This window comes from Bacillus sp. FSL K6-0069 (assembly GCF_038007785.1).
GTDB classification, from domain to species: domain Bacteria; phylum Bacillota; class Bacilli; order Bacillales; family Bacillaceae_G; genus Bacillus_A; species Bacillus_A mobilis.
Genome location: NZ_JBBOXN010000001.1, coordinates 5052827 through 5069969, shown reverse-complemented (window position 1 = coordinate 5069969; position 17143 = coordinate 5052827). Strand labels below are relative to the sequence as shown.

The 17143-nt window shown below is 37.7% G+C and carries 16 protein-coding genes and 1 pseudogene; all 17 read left to right on the top strand.

All coding sequences use genetic code 11. From position 1 onward, the window contains the following. Nucleotide 1: 1 nt before the first annotated feature. The 17 genes and pseudogenes from nuoL to MHB74_RS26085 all read left to right on the top strand — a co-directional run bounded on the left by nuoL (nt 2) and on the right by MHB74_RS26085 (nt 17065). The gene (gene nuoL, locus MHB74_RS26165; RefSeq protein WP_061679417.1) at nt 2-1864 is read left to right on the top strand and encodes an NADH-quinone oxidoreductase subunit L; all 1863 of its coding nucleotides are present in this window, start codon (nt 2-4) and stop codon (nt 1862-1864) included. Beyond that, nucleotides 1861-3363 carry an NADH-quinone oxidoreductase subunit M gene (locus tag MHB74_RS26160; RefSeq protein ID WP_061679416.1) on the top strand — a complete coding sequence of 501 codons (1503 nt, stop codon included), beginning with the start codon at nt 1861-1863 and terminating at the stop codon, nt 3361-3363. Before nuoL ends, MHB74_RS26160 begins: the two co-directional genes overlap by 4 nt. Nucleotides 3364-3370: 7 nt before the next feature. Next, the gene (gene nuoN, locus MHB74_RS26155; protein ID WP_061679421.1) at nt 3371-4885 is read left to right on the top strand and encodes an NADH-quinone oxidoreductase subunit NuoN; all 1515 of its coding nucleotides are present in this window, start codon (nt 3371-3373) and stop codon (nt 4883-4885) included. A gap of 212 nt (nt 4886-5097) precedes the next feature. Next, the gene (locus MHB74_RS26150) at nt 5098-5334 is read left to right on the top strand and encodes a DUF1146 family protein (protein WP_000940742.1); all 237 of its coding nucleotides are present in this window, start codon (nt 5098-5100) and stop codon (nt 5332-5334) included. A gap of 51 nt (nt 5335-5385) precedes the next feature. Next, nucleotides 5386-6090: a YwmB family TATA-box binding protein gene (locus MHB74_RS26145; RefSeq protein WP_371399484.1), complete on the top strand. Its 705-nt coding sequence runs from the start codon at nt 5386-5388 to the stop codon at nt 6088-6090. Nucleotides 6091-6129: 39 nt separating this feature from the next. Next, a complete protein-coding gene (murA, locus tag MHB74_RS26140) occupies nt 6130-7434 on the top strand; it encodes a UDP-N-acetylglucosamine 1-carboxyvinyltransferase (protein ID WP_061679415.1) in 1305 nt (434 codons plus the stop codon). Nucleotides 7435-7641: 207 nt separating this feature from the next. Next, nucleotides 7642-8661: a stage II sporulation protein D gene (spoIID, locus tag MHB74_RS26135; protein WP_061679414.1), complete on the top strand. Its 1020-nt coding sequence runs from the start codon at nt 7642-7644 to the stop codon at nt 8659-8661. Nucleotides 8662-8773: 112 nt separating this feature from the next. After that, nucleotides 8774-8996, top strand: a pseudogene (locus MHB74_RS26130) (hypothetical protein); the annotation flags it as partial. 116 nt (nt 8997-9112) lie between these two features. Then, a complete protein-coding gene (locus MHB74_RS26125) occupies nt 9113-10120 on the top strand; it encodes a LytTR family transcriptional regulator DNA-binding domain-containing protein (RefSeq protein ID WP_061679413.1) in 1008 nt (335 codons plus the stop codon). Between the two features lie 180 nt (nt 10121-10300). Further along, the gene (locus MHB74_RS26120; protein WP_061679412.1) at nt 10301-11143 is read left to right on the top strand and encodes an ABC transporter ATP-binding protein; all 843 of its coding nucleotides are present in this window, start codon (nt 10301-10303) and stop codon (nt 11141-11143) included. Continuing rightward, on the top strand, nt 11143-11847 hold the full coding sequence (locus MHB74_RS26115) for an ABC transporter permease (RefSeq protein WP_061679411.1): 705 nt from the start codon (nt 11143-11145) through the stop codon (nt 11845-11847). The genes MHB74_RS26120 and MHB74_RS26115 overlap by 1 nt, the downstream gene beginning before the upstream one ends. A gap of 162 nt (nt 11848-12009) precedes the next feature. Beyond that, nucleotides 12010-12915 carry a M23 family metallopeptidase gene (locus tag MHB74_RS26110; RefSeq protein ID WP_061679410.1) on the top strand — a complete coding sequence of 302 codons (906 nt, stop codon included), beginning with the start codon at nt 12010-12012 and terminating at the stop codon, nt 12913-12915. Between the two features lie 287 nt (nt 12916-13202). Next, a complete protein-coding gene (locus MHB74_RS26105; protein WP_000008903.1) occupies nt 13203-13337 on the top strand; it encodes a hypothetical protein in 135 nt (44 codons plus the stop codon). 308 nt (nt 13338-13645) lie between these two features. Continuing rightward, nucleotides 13646-13918 carry a sporulation transcriptional regulator SpoIIID gene (gene spoIIID, locus MHB74_RS26100; RefSeq protein ID WP_000544012.1) on the top strand — a complete coding sequence of 91 codons (273 nt, stop codon included), beginning with the start codon at nt 13646-13648 and terminating at the stop codon, nt 13916-13918. 161 nt (nt 13919-14079) lie between these two features. Next, nucleotides 14080-15081, top strand: a complete 1002-nt coding sequence (locus MHB74_RS26095) for a rod shape-determining protein (protein WP_061679409.1) — start codon at nt 14080-14082, stop codon at nt 15079-15081. Between the two features lie 505 nt (nt 15082-15586). Beyond that, the gene (gene fabZ / locus MHB74_RS26090) at nt 15587-16021 is read left to right on the top strand and encodes a 3-hydroxyacyl-ACP dehydratase FabZ (protein ID WP_000931959.1); all 435 of its coding nucleotides are present in this window, start codon (nt 15587-15589) and stop codon (nt 16019-16021) included. Nucleotides 16022-16387: 366 nt separating this feature from the next. After that, entirely contained in the window at nt 16388-17065 is a 678-nt protein-coding gene (locus MHB74_RS26085; RefSeq protein WP_061679408.1) for a CpsD/CapB family tyrosine-protein kinase, read from the top strand. Nucleotides 17066-17143 lie beyond the last annotated feature (78 nt).

Here is a 17143-nt window from a genome sequence, read left to right as displayed (position 1 = left end):
AATGATCGATTATGCATGGCTCATACCGCTTTTCCCGCTTGTTTCGTTTTTTTTATTACTTATATTCGGGAAGAAAATTAGAGAAGGAAGCAGTGTACTTAGTATTTTCCTCGTCTTTCTCTCCTTTATATTTGCGGTACTTGTGTTAATAGAACGATTTTCGAAAGTAGGATTGAAGCATAAGTGGGTATGGCTTAGAACGGGAGATATTGATATATCATTTGGCTTTGAAGTGACAGCATTAGGGGCTTTAATGCTGTTTATCGTTACACTTGTGAGTTTACTTGTACATGTGTATTCGAAAGGTTATATGAAAGGTGATGAAAGATTACCAACCTTTTATGCCTATTTAGGACTCTTTACATTTGCGATGCTCGGGCTCGTTATATCGCCGAATTTATTACAGCTTTATATATTTTGGGAGTTAGTAGGCCTCGGTTCATTTTTACTCATCGGTTTTTATTTCTTTAAAGAAGAAGCGAAGGCTGCTGCAAAAAAGGCTTTTATTATGACTCGTATTGGAGATGTCGGTTTATTTATAGGGATGATCTTACTTTTTTGGCACGCGGGTAGTTTTGAATATGACGTAATTTTTAGAGCGATTCATACGGGTGATCTTACCCCTACGATGATTACAATAACGGCGATATTAATTTTTATCGGAGCGATGGGGAAATCAGGTCAGTTCCCGCTTCATACGTGGTTACCGGATGCAATGGAGGGGCCGACGCCTGTTTCGGCACTTATTCATGCGGCGACAATGGTCGCAGCTGGCGTATATTTAGTGGCGACGATGTTCCCGTTATTTTCAGCAAGTGCGGTGGCGATGCAGACGGTGGCCATTGTTGGAGCCTTCACTGCAATCTTTGCGGCTTCTATCGGTCTTGTGCAAACGGATATAAAGAGAGTGCTTGCTTATTCTACAGTTAGTCAGCTTGGTTATATGATGCTTGCATTAGGATCTGCCGGTTATGTAGCTGGTATTTTCCATTTAACGACACACGCCTTTTTTAAAGCACTACTATTTTTGGCTGCAGGAAGTGTCATTCATGCAGTGCATACGCAAAACATTAACAAAATGGGCGGCTTACAGAAGAAGATGAAAGTAACGGGTGCACTATTTTTAATCGGTACACTTGCAATTAGTGGTGTGCCACTCCTTTCCGGTTTCTTTAGTAAAGATGAAATTTTAGCGGCGGCTTGGATGAATGGCAATTACGTTTTATTCATATTAGCAGTAATTGCAGCATTCTTAACAGCATTCTACATGTTCCGGCTATACTTCCTTGTCTTTACGGGGGAAGTGAAGACGAAGGAAGCTGTGAGGGAATCACCCCGCGTTATGACGTATCCGATGATTGTCCTCGGCGTCCTCGCGGTAGTGGCGGGTTATATGAATACACCGTGGTTTGGGACGTTTCTTGGGGATTGGCTTACGAAAGATGTAGCATTTAAAGCGCGAGAGGTACACGGGCCAGTTTGGATTATGATCGTAGCAACGCTCGTTTCATTTGCAGGGATTGCTCTTGCGTATTTCATATATGGTAAGAAATCTATTTCTAGAGATTGGGCTGGTGGCGAGGGAACACCTCAATATAACCTTTTGAAAGAAAAGTATTATGTGGATGAACTATACAATATGACGGTGCTCCCTATCACGAAGGGAATCGCTCATGTGCTTCGCTTATTTGAGGTGTATGTAGTCGAAGGAATTGCCGTTTTAATAGGAAGTCTAGTTAAAGGGATAAGTGGACTTGGTTCTAGACTCCAAAACGGAAATGTACAAGTGTACGGCACTGTAACAGCTGTTTCGCTTGCAGTACTCGTCATTATTTTGCTTTATACGGGAGGGGATTTACGATGAATGATTTGTTATTAACGTTCTTCATTTTTTCCCCGCTTTTAGGAATTCTTTTACTTGTATTAACACCGAAAAAAGAATCGCGTACAGTGCGAGCGCTCGGTTTATTTGGGACGGCGCTTCCATTTGGAATCGCTATCGTCCTCGCTTGTACATATGCTTCTGGAAAGAGTTTGTCGCTATTCGATGAAAAAGTGAAATGGATTAAATTTGGGGATTTTGCAGCGGTGGATAAAAGATGGTTCGCTATTTATTACGAGCTTGGTATTGATGGTTTATCGCTCGTTATGATGGTGCTGACGGCCCTTCTAGCAATGCTTGCAGCAATTGCGGCATTTACTATTAAAAGGAACTTAAAAGCCTTTTATATGCTGCTACTCATGCTAGAAATAGGGATGCTCGGCGTCTTCGCTGCTCAAAATTTAATGCTGTTCTTTATCTTCTTTGAAATTACATTGCCGCCAATGTTTTTATTAATTGGGAAGTGGGGGAAATTGTCGAGTGAAAAGGCTGCTTATAGTTATTTAATATATAACGGTATCGGCTCCGCTATTTTACTCATCGTTTTCTCGGTTTTATTTGCAAAAACAGGTACAACAAATATTACAGAGCTTAAAGAAATATTAACGAGTGTAGGTGCTGGGGGAGGAACGGCTGTCTCAAGTAGCTTACAGTTCGGTTTGTTTCTTGCCATAATGATCGCTTTTGCGATTAAACTACCCGTTTTCCCGTTACATCGCTGGATGGTTAATGTGCATATTGAAGCGCATCCAGCTGTAGTTATGCTTCATGCGGGCGTTTTACTGAAGATTGGAGCATACGGTATGATTCGCTTCGGAAAGGGGTTATTCCCGGAATACTTTCACGAGTTTGCAACGCTCATTGCGATTTTAGGAGTCATCAATTTATTGTACGGAGCCTTCTTGGCGCTCATCCAAACGGACTTTCGGAAGGTGCTTGCTTACTCTAGTATTTCGCATATGGGTATCGTATTAATGGGACTTGCGGCGTTAAATGCACCAGGTACACAAGGGGCGCTATTCCAAGTTGTCTCTCACGGTTTAATTGCGGCATTACTCTTCTTCTTACTGGGTGTTATAGAACAACGTTTTGGAACGTCGGATATTACGGCGCTTGGCGGACTTGCAAAAAGTGTCCCAATACTTAGCGGATTCTTCTTAGCGGGAGGAATGGCATCGCTTGGATTACCAGGCATGTCTGGATTTGTTAGCGAGTTTCTTGCCTTTCTCGGTTTATTCCAAGGAGAACCGGTCGTTGCGGCAGTCGGCGTACTTGGCATCATTTTAACCGCTGTATACGTATTAAGAGCAACACTTCAAGTAACATTTGGTAAGAAAGAGTGGGAAGCGAAAGCTGATATACATGGATGGGAGTATGTCCCTATATTGCTACTTATCTTCTGCATTATTGCAATTGGAGTAATGCCAGAAATACTAGGGGATCCGCTTCAAAATACATTGAAAACATTGGGGGTGAAGTAGGATGGATATGAATACGTTACTTAGCTTATCGTGGCATCTCATGGTGCCAGAATTCATAATTCTCGGAGCTGCCATCCTTCTTTCCATATGTGATTTGTTTTTTAAGTTGAACCATAGATATGTAGCGCTTAGTGCAATCGCAGCCGTCATATTAGCAATTGTGTCATTAATTACGCTATATGGTGAACCGACAGGAGATATTTTAAACGGATCGTTCGTGTTAGATGGGTTTTCAAAAGGGTTCAAAACGTTGTTGTTAGGCGGAGCGGCCCTCATCTTATGCACCGCAATGAGCGATGATAAGAAGAATCCCATTGAAGATAAGGGAGAATATTATTATTTATTTTTAATGGCACTTCTTGGGGCTATGTTTATGGCTTCTAGTGTCGACTTCATTACACTTTTCGTCGGTTTAGAATTGCTTTCACTTTCTTCATATATTTTAGTAGGAATACGAAAAAAGAACCGTGCATCAAACGAGGCGGCCATGAAATATGTCATTAATGGAGGAATTGGAACGGCAATTACGCTCTTTGGAATGAGTTATTTATACGGTATTACAGGATCAACTAATATCGTGGATATGCAAAAAGTATTCGCAGGGGAGCTTGCTGGTGGTATTCAGTTATTGTTAGCTCTCGCATTTCTACTATTACTCGTTGGACTCTCGTTTAAAATTGCGACGGTGCCGTTTCATATGTGGGCACCAGATGTGTATGAGGGAGCGGCTACGCCTGTTACTGCTTTTCTTGGAACGATTTCTAAAATTGCTGGGTTCCTACTCATTATTCGTCTGTTTCTCATGGTTTTTGCAAGTGTATCGGTGCAAGGAGATATGCAATCTTTATACGGACGTATGAGTATATACATTGCAGTGCTAGCGAGTATTACGATGATTATCGGAAACATCGTAGCGTTAAAGCAATATAACGTAAAGCGCCTATTTGCCTATTCGGGAATCGCACATGCGGGGTATTTACTCGTTCCGCTTGTAGCATTATCACCATTTACGATGGATAGCATGTGGTTTTACATGCTTGCGTATATGCTTATGAATATAGGTGCGTTTGCAATTATCCACGGCTTAATCTTACAAAGCGACAAAGAAAACATTACGATTTTCGCCGGATTATATAAAAGGTCGCCATTTACAGCGATAGTGATGACGATTTTTATTTTATCGTTGGCCGGAATACCAGGAACAGCTGGTTTCATCGGGAAAATTAACATCTTTTTAGGTGCACTGCATGTAGAGCCAGCTCATTACGTACTAGCTTCTATTATGATGGGAACGACAGTCATTTCATTCGTATATTATTTCCGGATTCTACAGCAAATGTTTTTCCGGACGGGAGAAGTGGAAGAGAAAATTCGTTTCCCATTCAATATAAAGGTTGTTATGAGCCTTTGTGCAATTTCGATTGTAATACTAGGGATTATGCCGATGATCGGATACAATTTCTTTTATGAATATTTTCCATTAATGAAGGATTTCTTCTTCCTAGGGAACGTGGTACAATAGTGAAAATAAAAGGTGTGGAGTTGTTACTCTGCGCTTTTTATTTTGTGTGAAATACAATTGAAAATGCATGTAGGTATACGTTTTTTGAGAGCAAATTACGATGTGAAATGTAAGATGCTTATTTGTATTTGAAAAAGTGTGGCTCCTACTTATTATGGTATCGTTTTTATAGTATTTCGTAAGTAGTAGCTAGGTAAAAAGGGGTCGATTTTTTGGCACATCTTTTAGGGCAACAAGCACTGATTGCCATCGTTTCGCATTTATTATTTATTACCATTACGTGGTGGGCCTTACAAGGTATTCACATTGAGCGTTTAATGAAGCCTGGAAAGGTGATGCAGACGCGAGTATTACTCATCCTAATTACAATTGCAATTGGGACATCTGTAAGTAACTTTTTCCTTGATTATTTAGGCTATTCAAAGAGTTTAACGTATTTAGTAAAGTAAGTGTATAGAACCTCATATCTCCGTTAACAATGGGGATAGGAGGGGATGAAATTGAAGCTTAAAGCCATTCTTATTGTTGTGATAAGTGTTGTTTTATTTTTGGTTGGATATAGAGAAATGAAACCAATCAGCGATGAACAGAAAATGGAGAGCATGATTGCAACTTTAGAGAAAAATGATGCTAAAGTAGAGAAGTGGTCATGGTTAGCGCGAGAAACAAAAACAATTTCTAACATACATACGTTTCAAAAATTGTTAAACGATGTGAAGGACAAGGCGAATATTCAAAAGTGGGAATTAGAGCAATCTCCAGATGGATATAAAGCTACATCCTATAAAAAGTTTTCTTCTTATGAAGAACGAGTAGTAGTAACATGGAGTAAGGAAAATACTAAAGAAAACACTTTCATTATTTTCGAAGTAAGCGGGGCGAAATGGGACCCGAAGTACATTCAGAAAACAAATAAAATTTTTAGTGAAAAACCTATAATTTACACTTGTGTTCAAGGTGTACTGAATGATAAGATTGAAGGTGTTTTGCAAAATAAAACCAATCAGGTTTTGAAAGATCTTTCAGCAAGAGCGATCGAACAGATAGAAGAAAGAGCATTTGTGTCAGTCTCCGCATACAATAAAAAGTGGGATGACGCTCTTTCAACAAATAGAGAGAAAATAAATGTGCAAATAGCAATACGTTCTACAGACAACAAAGATACAATTGTGGTTGGCACACCGATCATAACTTCTGAGTATTGAGTGAATAGATACTGAAAAAAGGACACGGAGGGGAATAATTTGGAAAAGATCATCGTCCGTGGCGGAAAGCGGTTAAACGGCACAGTGCGTGTTGAGGGCGCAAAAAATGCTGTATTACCTATAATCGCTGCAGCCCTATTAGCGAGTGATGGAAAGAATGTACTATCTGAAGTACCAGTTTTGTCTGATGTATACACAATTAATGAGGTATTACGTCATTTAAATGCTGAAGTCGTATTTGAAAATAACCAAGTAACAATCGATGCTTCTAAAGAACTAAACATCGAAGCACCATTTGAATATGTACGTAAAATGCGTGCATCTGTTCAAGTAATGGGACCATTACTTGCACGTAACGGTCGTGCTCGTATTGCACTTCCTGGTGGATGTGCAATTGGTTCACGTCCAATTGACCAACATTTAAAAGGCTTCGAAGCAATGGGAGCAAAAGTACAGGTTGGTAATGGTTTTGTTGAGGCATACGTTGAGGGAGAACTAAAAGGAGCTAAAATTTATTTAGACTTCCCAAGCGTGGGCGCGACAGAAAACATTATGTCTGCAGCTACATTAGCAAAAGGGACAACAATCCTTGAAAACGCAGCGAAAGAACCAGAAATCGTTGACTTAGCTAACTTCTTAAATGCGATGGGAGCGAAAGTACGCGGAGCTGGAACTGGAACGATCCGTATCGAAGGCGTTGATAAATTATATGGTGGAAACCACTCTATTATTCCTGACCGTATTGAAGCGGGAACATTCATGGTTGCAGCGGCAATTACTGGTGGAGACATCTTAATTGAAAATGCTGTACCTGAACATTTACGCTCAATCACAGCGAAAATGGAAGAAATGGGTGTTAAAGTTATTGAGGAAAATGAAGGTGTACGTGTTATCGGCCCAGATAAGTTAAAAGCGGTTGATATTAAAACTATGCCTCACCCAGGTTTCCCAACAGACATGCAATCACAAATGATGGCATTATTACTACAAGCTGATGGAACAAGTATGATTACAGAAACGGTATTCGAAAACCGCTTTATGCACGTTGAAGAATTCCGTCGTATGAATGCTGATATTAAAATTGAAGGTCGTTCTGTTATTATGAACGGTCCAAACAGCTTACAAGGTGCTGAAGTAGGCGCAACTGACTTACGTGCTGCTGCTGCATTAATCTTAGCTGGTTTAGTATCTGAAGGTTACACTCGTGTAACTGAATTAAAGCATCTTGACCGTGGTTATGTAGATTTCCATAAGAAATTAGCTGCATTAGGTGCAACTATTGAACGTGTAAACGAACAAGTAGAAGAAGTGAAAGAACAAGAAGTTTCTGATCTTCACGCTTAATTGAAATAGTCTCTACGTCTTTTGACGTAGGGGCTATTTTTTTGGGTTATTACTGTTATAGTCAATAAATTCTATACTTATGCACGTACCAGTGAAAATATTTAGAAAATTTCCGTTTTAGCTGGTTCCCCTTAAGTATGTTCTAAAAGAAAGAGTTGTTCCATAAGAATGAATGGAGTAAAGCTTTTTCATATTGGGGGAAATAAGATGAAATTTTCAAAGCCACTTTTCATCACAGTAGCGCTTCTCATAGCGCTCGTTATCATTGTACCTGCTGCTCTTGTTATTCCGTTTGCGAAAGCAAAGGTAGGGGAAGAAGCAGCTTCTAAAACTCCTCCAGCAATAGAAAGTATACCAGCTCCAGGGAAAGTGGATACAGCGGTTCAAGTTGCTGTATATCGTGAGAAACAGAAAAAGGTAGATACATTACCTATGGAGGAGTATGTGACCGGTGTAGTAGCTTCTGAGATGAATGCCAGTTTTGAAATAGAGGCGCTAAAGGCGCAGGCATTAGCAGCGAGAACATTTGTGGTGCAGCGTATGCTAAGCGGAGGAAAGAAAAACAATGCGGACGTGACAGATACGGTGAAAGATCAAGTGTACAAAAGTAAAGAAGAATTGAAGAAACAATGGGGTAATAACTACGAAAATAATTTGAAGAAAATCGAAGAAGCCGTTTCGAAAACCGCAGGACAAGTTTTAACGTATGATGGAAAACCAATCTCAGCATCCTTCTTCTCAACGAGTAATGGCCGGACAGAAAATGCGGCTGATTACTGGGGAAATGATTATCCGTACTTAAAGAGCGTAGATAGTCCGTGGGATCAAGCTTCTCCGAAATTTACGAGCGAGCAAACATTTACAGTAGCTGACTTCCAAAAACGTCTCGGTGTGAAAGTGCTAGCAGACGGAAAGGTTGGAAATATTAAAGATCTTACGGAAGGAAAGCGAGTAAAAGACGTAGCATTTCAAGGCAAGACATTAACAGGAAAAGAAGTGCGTGAAAAATTAGATTTACGCTCTTCTGACTTCACGTGGAAACAAGATGGAGATAAAATCATTGTTACCACAAAAGGCTTCGGCCACGGTGTTGGCATGAGCCAATACGGAGCAAATGGCATGGCAGCGGAAGGTAAGAAATATACAGATATCGTTGCTCATTATTACAAAGGCGTTGAAATAAAGTCGATGAATGATTATGAAGGAAAGTTAATGGTGAAGAAGTAAGGTACAGAATAAACCGTCCCAAGAGGTATGTTGGGACGGTTTTTCTTTTGTTAGTAGATAGGTTATCATTGTCGAACTGTTGATATATTAAAAAAATCGTCAATGATCAGTGATGACAGAACTTTGTTTAAGGGGTCCATGGATCACTGGGAGCTATTATAAGGATGAGCGTACAGAAGAATCAATGAAAGATGGTTGGCTCCATACAGGAGACATTGTCACGGTTGATTCGGAAGGATTTATTTGTAAACGAAATTCCGAAAACATCTGTAGGGAAGTTTTTAAAACGAGCGCTGCGTGATCAGCTCAAGACGTATATGGTAGAGCAAAACTAGAGAAGAAGGCTATCCATTCATTTGGATAGTCTTCTTTTTAGAATGTTCCATAAAATATCAAAATTTTCCATTAATTGTTTGGTATAATAGGATAAAAAGCATTTGGGGGAGACAGAATGGCGTTATTGGAGTTGAGACAGTTAGGAAAAACGAACCAGTTACCAGTAGTTGAACTGATGGTTGAGAAGGGACAATGTGTTGTTTTGCAATGTAATAACCATACAGCTAAAATATTGCACCGCATTATTATTGGTGAGGAAGAAGCCTCAACTGGCACCGTGCTATTTGAAGGAGAATCGATTGGAAAGAAAAATTATTCTCGCATTGGTTTTTGTTTTTTGAAAGATGAAGCATACGATCGTTTGAAGGTAAAGGAATACTTCAAGTTTTTAATAGGACTCTATGAATCAAATATGAGCACGGAAGAAGTAGTACAACATGTCGGTCTCTTAGATAAGTTAAACGTTAAAATAGAAAAACTATCATTTTCAGAGAAACGTCGCCTTCATATCGGGCGAGTTATGATTCATAATCCGGATTTAGTTATTTTGGAAGAGCCGGAGCAAAATGTAGATACAGAGAGCACGATTATTATTCGAAAATCAATTATGAAAATGAAAGAGCAAGGAAAAGCAATTTTTATTACGTCATCCTTTTTATCGGACGCCCTTTCATTAACAGAAGATGTATACATATTAAACAATGAAGGTGTGAAAAAAATAGAAATCGAACAAGAAGAAGTGGAAGAGATGGATGAAGAAAAGGTTGTTCAAATGATTCCGCAAATGAAACTTGAAAGAATACCAGCGAAAGTGAACGATAAAATCATTTTACTTGATCCGATGGAAATTCATTTCATTGAAACGCAAAACGGAGTGACACATATTCATGTACGCGAAGGTGATTTCGTATGTGCATTAACGTTAAGTGAACTAGAAGCGAGATTAACAGGATTCGGGTTCTTTAGATGTCATCGCTCGTACCTTGTGAATTTACAAAGAGTACGAGAAGTCATTACGTGGACTCGTAATAGCTTCAGTTTAATTTTGGATGACGAAAGAAAAAGTTCAATCCCGCTTTCGAAAGGAAGAATGGATGAGTTAAAAGGTGTAATTGGGATATAAAAGATGCTCCAATAAGCTCAAAATACGATTCATTCACCAGTAAAAATACTCCTTTTGCGTGTATTTTACTGCGTAAACCCTTTGCTTTTCATATGATTGAGTTGAGAAAAGCGAAACAACGAAATCGAAACTTGCGAAAGTGAATTTCATCTATATAAGAAAAACAAAGGGGATGAAGAAATGACATTGGCAATTGAAATGAAAGATGTAATGAAAAGTTTCAACGGAAAAACGGCACTTCGAAATGTAAATATTGAGGTGAAGCAAGGAGAAATCTTTGGATTCCTCGGACCGAGTGGATCTGGGAAAACGACAACCGTAAAAATATTAACATCTCAATTGCTTCATAGCATTGGAACTGTAAAAGTATTAGGTAAAGATATTACAGGACCAAGCAGCATTGATTACAAACGAATCGGTATTTTAACAGACAATAGCGGCTTATACGAAAGACTTAGCATTTATGATAACTTACTATTATTTTGTGACTTATACGATTGTAAAAAAGAACGAATCGATGAAGTACTAGCACAAGTGAACTTGCTAGATGATAAAAAAACACAAGTAAAAAAATTATCAAAAGGAATGAAGCAGCGTGTCACACTAGCGAGAGCAATCCTTCATAAACCAGATATCCTCTTCTTAGATGAACCAACATCCGCACTTGATCCAGTAAACGTACAAAACATTCATAAAATCTTAAAAGATTTAAATAAAGAAGGAACGACGATTTTCTTAACGACTCACAATATGGACGAAGCAGAAACACTTTGTAATCGCATTGCCTTTCTGTGTGGTGGAGAAATTGTAGCGCTTGATACTCCAGAAAACCTTCGCTTGCAATACGCGAAAGATCAAATACAAGTTGTGTTAACAGATAAGAAGAAAGAAATTGTGAAAAAAGATGAATTAGGGGCAAAACGCATTTCAGAATGGATGAATAAAGGTGAATTACTATCCATTCATTCACACGAACCAACTTTAGGCGATATCTTTATTGAAGTTACTGGGAGGGGATTATAATGACATTTTCAATGAGACGTGTATCAGCTATTTTTAGAAAAGAAGTACAAGATTTTAAGACAAATTCACAAGTGTTATTAATGGCATTTTTACCAATTATACTTTCATTTTTGTTTAGCAGATTTGGAGTCGGAAAGGAAATGTTAGGCATTACTACTATAACGGGCTTCCTATTTGTCGCAGGCTTTGTTCAATCTATGGTAATTGCAGAAGAAAAAGAAAAACATACACTACGTGTGTTAATGTTATCCCCAGCATCTTCTGTTGAAGTTCTTCTTGGAAAGAGTTTATTAACAGCAGGTCTGACGATGGCTATTTGTATTGCAAATTTATTCATTTTAGATCAGTTAAATATCAACATTCCATTGGTAGGATTGATATTTCTATGTGGAACTATTTTATTTATCGTGCTTGGAACAATGATCGGATTACTTGCATCTTCTGTACCACAAACATCATTAATTGGGATGCCTATTTTAATGACGATGTATTTAGCTGTACAATTTGAGGCACTAGTTGAAAATAAAACAATTAAGACGATGATTGAATATCTTCCAACATCTCATATTGTAAAAGCACTTAACAGCGTAGTAGGTGGGGCAGGATTTAGTAATATTAGTGGGCATGTATTAAATATTGCAGTTTGGCTTATCATTTCGCTTATTGCATGTTTAATCGTATATAAAAAGAAACAATTAGACTAAAAACTGAGCCGAAAATGCTCAGTTTTTTCTTTTTTCTATCATTTCCTCGGAAATTTTACAATTCTTATACATATTTTTACATATTTTGTCGAAAAGTAATTAGTTATACGTTGTATAGGATACGTGAATATTGTTCAAAATGATTGCTGAGGTGATGATGGAATGCGAGGAAGAAATAATAAAAAGTCGCAAAAGGTAGTACATTTATTTCAAAAAAGATGGGTGTTTCCGGCACTGTACATTGCTTGTGCAGCGGTAATCTTAATGGTTGCGCTATGGTTCCAAGGAGCTAATCCGAAGAAGACTCCGAACCAAGATCAAGCAACACCGTATACACAATCGGAAGATCCAGCAGTACCAGTAACGAAATCTTCAGAAGTAGTGAAAATGCCAGCTGCCGCGAATGCGGAAGTAGTCGTACAGAAGAAATTCTATGAAGATGCAGCAACTGAGGCGGAACAAGAAAAAGCACTTGTCTTTTATAACAACACATATTCCCCAAATAAAGGAATCGACATTGCTGCGAAGAATGGAAAAGAATTTAATGTAGCTGCTGCTTTAAGTGGTACAGTAACGAAAGCTGAAAAAGATTCACTTCTTGGTTATGTTGTAACAGTTGATAGCGGAAATGGTGTAGCAGCTTCTTATCAAAGCTTAGGCAGTGTAAAAGTAGAAAAAGGTGCACGAGTTGCACAAGGTGAAGTATTAGGAAAATCCGGTCTAAGTGCAATGAATAAAGAAGCAGGTTCTCACGTTCACTTTGAAGTACGTAAAGACAATGTGGCTGTGAACCCTGAACGCTACTTAAATAAATCAGTAGCCGAAATTAAAGCTGATGCAGGCGCTGCAAAAGCAACGAACGCTTCTGGTAAAAAAGCTGATGACAAATCTCAAAAAGAAGAGAAGTCAACAAGCACGAAACCAGAAAATAAAACAGAAGATAAGTCTCAAAAAGAAGAGAAATCAACGAGCGGTTCGACTAGTGACAAAAAAGAAGAACCGAAGAAAGAAGAAAAATCAACAAATGGTTCTACAGAATCATCTAACAGTTCTTCTTCACAAGAATAAAAAAGTGGAAAAATCAGTTCTCATTAGGAGAGCTGATTTTTTTACTTTTACCCCGCATTAACGGGCAGTAAGACCCCTACTTCAAATTTCAGTGAAAGCTAAGAAGTTAGGCCTGGGTTCAACTGCCCGTAAAAGCCCGATTGGTTCAACTAATAATCAGTGGGAAATGGCGCCCACTGATTAAAGTTTCACTTTATATAAAAATACTCAATTTCGAGAAAAAAGTTGCAATAACAAGGAAAAATGACGAGATTCTCGAATATATATTACAAAAGGGAGGGGATACTGTGTCATTTTTGTTTGTTCTGTCGACTGCTATTATTTTATTGTTTGTTTTATTCACTTTATATTATTACATTGCTGGTAAGAAAGAGGTTCCCCACCATCAGTTATTAGAAGAAGAATTGGAACGAGAAGAATGACGCCTTATATATAAGGTGTCATTTTTTTTCGCCAAAATAGTCACTGTTAACGTATTTCTCACAAAAAAATGTAATTTTTCTTAACTTAGTCCGCAAAAATAGTGAACATGTAGCATATATCAGTAGTGCGGGCAATACAATGGTATAAACCAAAGCAAAGAGAGTGTTTGAGGTGAGAAATCGTGAATCATTTCATTATAAATCCAAGAATGTTTAGCGCTTACAAACAGCACTCACACTTACTTCTTAGTCATATGCAGCGAGGCTCATTTCACCCTTCTCACATCCAATTTAGGGAGGCGAGTGGTGTGCACGATTACATCAAAGAGAGAACTATCAAGATTGGTAAGTATATCGTGGAGACAAGAAAGACAGTGCGTGTCATTGCAAAGGAATTTGGGGTATCAAAGAGTACAGTCCATAAAGATTTAACGGAACGTCTACCAGAAATTAATCCAGAGCTCGCAAATGAAGTGAAAGAAATTCTTGATTATCATAAGTCTATTCGTCATTTAAGAGGCGGAGAAGCAACAAAGCAAAAGTATAGAAAAGAAGATGTAGAAAAGCCGGTCCGTCAATAAATATGCGATTGCAAACATTCCGTGTCAATTCGGTAATATTTTTCAGAAGAATTCTTTTTGCGAATATTACGTTTCTGTTAAATTTATGATAAAATCAGAAATTAGGTGTAAAAGAATTCGGGTATAACCTGATTTTGAATATCGAGGAGGAAAAAACGGGAATGTTTGCGCGAGATATCGGAATTGACCTAGGTACGGCTAACGTATTAATCCATGTTAAAGGTAAGGGTATTGTATTAAATGAGCCATCTGTTGTTGCAATTGATCGTAACACAGGTAAAGTATTAGCAGTAGGTGAAGAAGCAAGAAGTATGGTGGGACGTACGCCTGGTAATATTGTAGCTATTCGTCCACTTAAAGATGGTGTAATCGCAGATTTCGAAATTACAGAAGCAATGTTAAAGTATTTCATTAACAAATTGGACGTAAAGAGCTTCTTTTCAAAACCTCGTATCTTAATTTGTTGTCCAACAAATATCACATCAGTAGAACAAAAAGCAATTCGTGAGGCTGCTGAACGTTCAGGTGGTAAAACAGTATTTTTAGAAGAAGAACCAAAAGTAGCCGCAGTTGGTGCTGGTATGGAAATCTTCCAACCAAGCGGTAACATGGTTGTTGATATTGGTGGAGGTACAACAGATATCGCTGTACTATCTATGGGTGATATTGTTACCTCTTCCTCTATCAAAATGGCTGGCGATAAGTTTGATCTGGAGATCTTAAACTATGTTAAACGTAAGTATAAGTTGTTAATTGGAGAACGTACTTCAGAAAATATTAAAATTAAAGTTGGTACAGTATTCCCAGGTGCACGTAGCGAAGAGCTTGAAATTCGCGGACGTGACATGGTAACAGGCTTACCACGTACAATTACAGTATGCTCTGAAGAAATTACAGAAGCACTAAAAGAAGACGCGGCTATCATTGTACAAGCTGCAAAAGGCGTATTAGAGCGCACACCACCAGAACTATCTGCGGACATCATCGACCGCGGTGTTATTCTAACAGGCGGTGGAGCTTTACTACACGGTATCGACATGCTTCTAGCAGAAGAACTAAAAGTACCAGTATTAATTGCTGAAAACCCAATGCAATGCGTTGCGGTTGGTACAGGTATTATGTTAGAGAATATTGATAAATTACCAAAGCGTGCTTTACGATAAAGTGAAACCTTAATAAGTGGGGGGTACTCCCCACTTATTATTAGCTCACAAATAGCAGGAAGATGAGAAGAACTAAGGTGTTAACCGTAGTTCTTTTTTGTTTTTTTATTCTTTTATTTTTTTATTTTATTTTGATTTATTGAGAAAATAGAAGGAAAATAAAGAAAAATGAAGGAAATAGGTAAAATATTCATATATATGGTTAAATTTAATATTTCCTTATTTGAAAACGTTTATAATATAATGAGTCGAATACGACATTAAGGCAAATAATGTTTCAATACATATTGCCTTTCCCTAATCTGGGCATACACTCTTTTCTACCTCCGTGTCAGTTGCAAGTATATGCAGCTATTTGAATGGAATAGAGTGTGTGCATTTTTTTATATATAAAGCTGAAAAGATAGTAAATTTTCACTTTATAATGACAAACAATAAACAAAATGGGATAATAAACAATATGTCCAAGTGGTAAGACCAATATTACAAAAGGGGCGATTGTTATATGCTAAATATAGAACAAATTAAAGAAATCATTCCTCACCGCTATCCATTCTTACTTGTTGATAAAATATTAGAAGTAGATGAAGGAAAAAGAGCGGTTGGAATTAAAAATGTATCCGCAAACGAAGAATTCTTTAACGGGCACTTTCCTGACTATGCAGTTATGCCCGGTGTACTTATTGTAGAAGCATTGGCACAAGTCGGAGCAGTTGCGGTATTAAAGAAAGAAGAAAACCGTGGAAGACTTGCTTTCTTCGCAGGTATCGACAATTGCCGTTTCAAAAAACAAGTACGCCCAGGTGATCAACTGCGCCTAGAAGTAGAAATGACACGTGTACGTGGTCCAATCGGAAAAGGAAAAGCAATCGCAACAGTAGATGGTGAAGTTGCATGTGAAGCTGAAATTACATTTGCGATTGGTGATAAAAAAGAATAGATGTTAATTAAAAAAATTCTTCTGTAACATGCAGAAGAATTTTTTTAATTAATGTATTTTCGATTCGAAATATTAAAATGCAGAGTAATCAGAATTTTTATTGTAAATGTATGGAAGTTTGTATATAATGACGCTATAAATATCTTGGAATTAAGATAAATGATAGTGCGATGAAAATAGAGATATCGTTGTCATATTATAGAAGGTGTGGAATAGGACAAAGGTTATTCTGATTCGTTATGATGAATTGTAGAGGAAAGTAATGGAGAAATTTAACGGTAGAAGTAAATGAAAAATTGGCATAGTATATCGAGCATAAAAGAGAAAAAGGGGAAAATGACGTATTCTGAAAAAGGAGACCATAACATGTTCGGGAGAAAGAAAAGAAAGCCATTAAGACAATTAATTACAAATAAAGAGCCTAAATCACGCATTGCGGAACAATACCGTAATATCCGTACAAATATTGAATTTACATCTGTAGATAACCATATTCGTTCTATCATTGTCACTTCAGCAGATCCAGGTGATGGGAAAACAACGACCATTTCTAATCTAGCAGTTGTTTTTGGGCAACAAGGGAAAAAAGTATTGTTAATTGGAGCTGACTTACGTAAACCAACATTGCAAAATTTATTCGCTGCACATAATCCAAATGGATTAACGAATTTATTATCAGGACAAGCATCATTTGTGCAATGTATTCAAAAAACAGACATAGAGAATGTATATGTTATGTCAGCAGGTCCAATCCCGCCAAACCCAGCAGAGCTACTTGGATATCGTAAAATGGATGAAGTACTTCTAGAGGCATATAAGATGTTTGACATCGTTTTGATTGATACACCACCTGTATTGGCCGTTACAGATGCACAAATACTCGCTAATAAATGTGATGGAGTTGTATTAGTAGCGCGCAGTGAAAAAACTGAAAAAGATAAACTAATAAAAGCAAAACAAATATTAGATAAAGCATCCGGAAAGCTACTTGGTGTTATATTAAACGATAAAAGAGAAGAACATGAGCAATATGGATATTATTAGAAAATAATGTATGAAATAGTATTTTTTAAAAGCTAGTAAATTTTTGACTAGCTTTTTTGAATTGTTTTAAAATTTTGT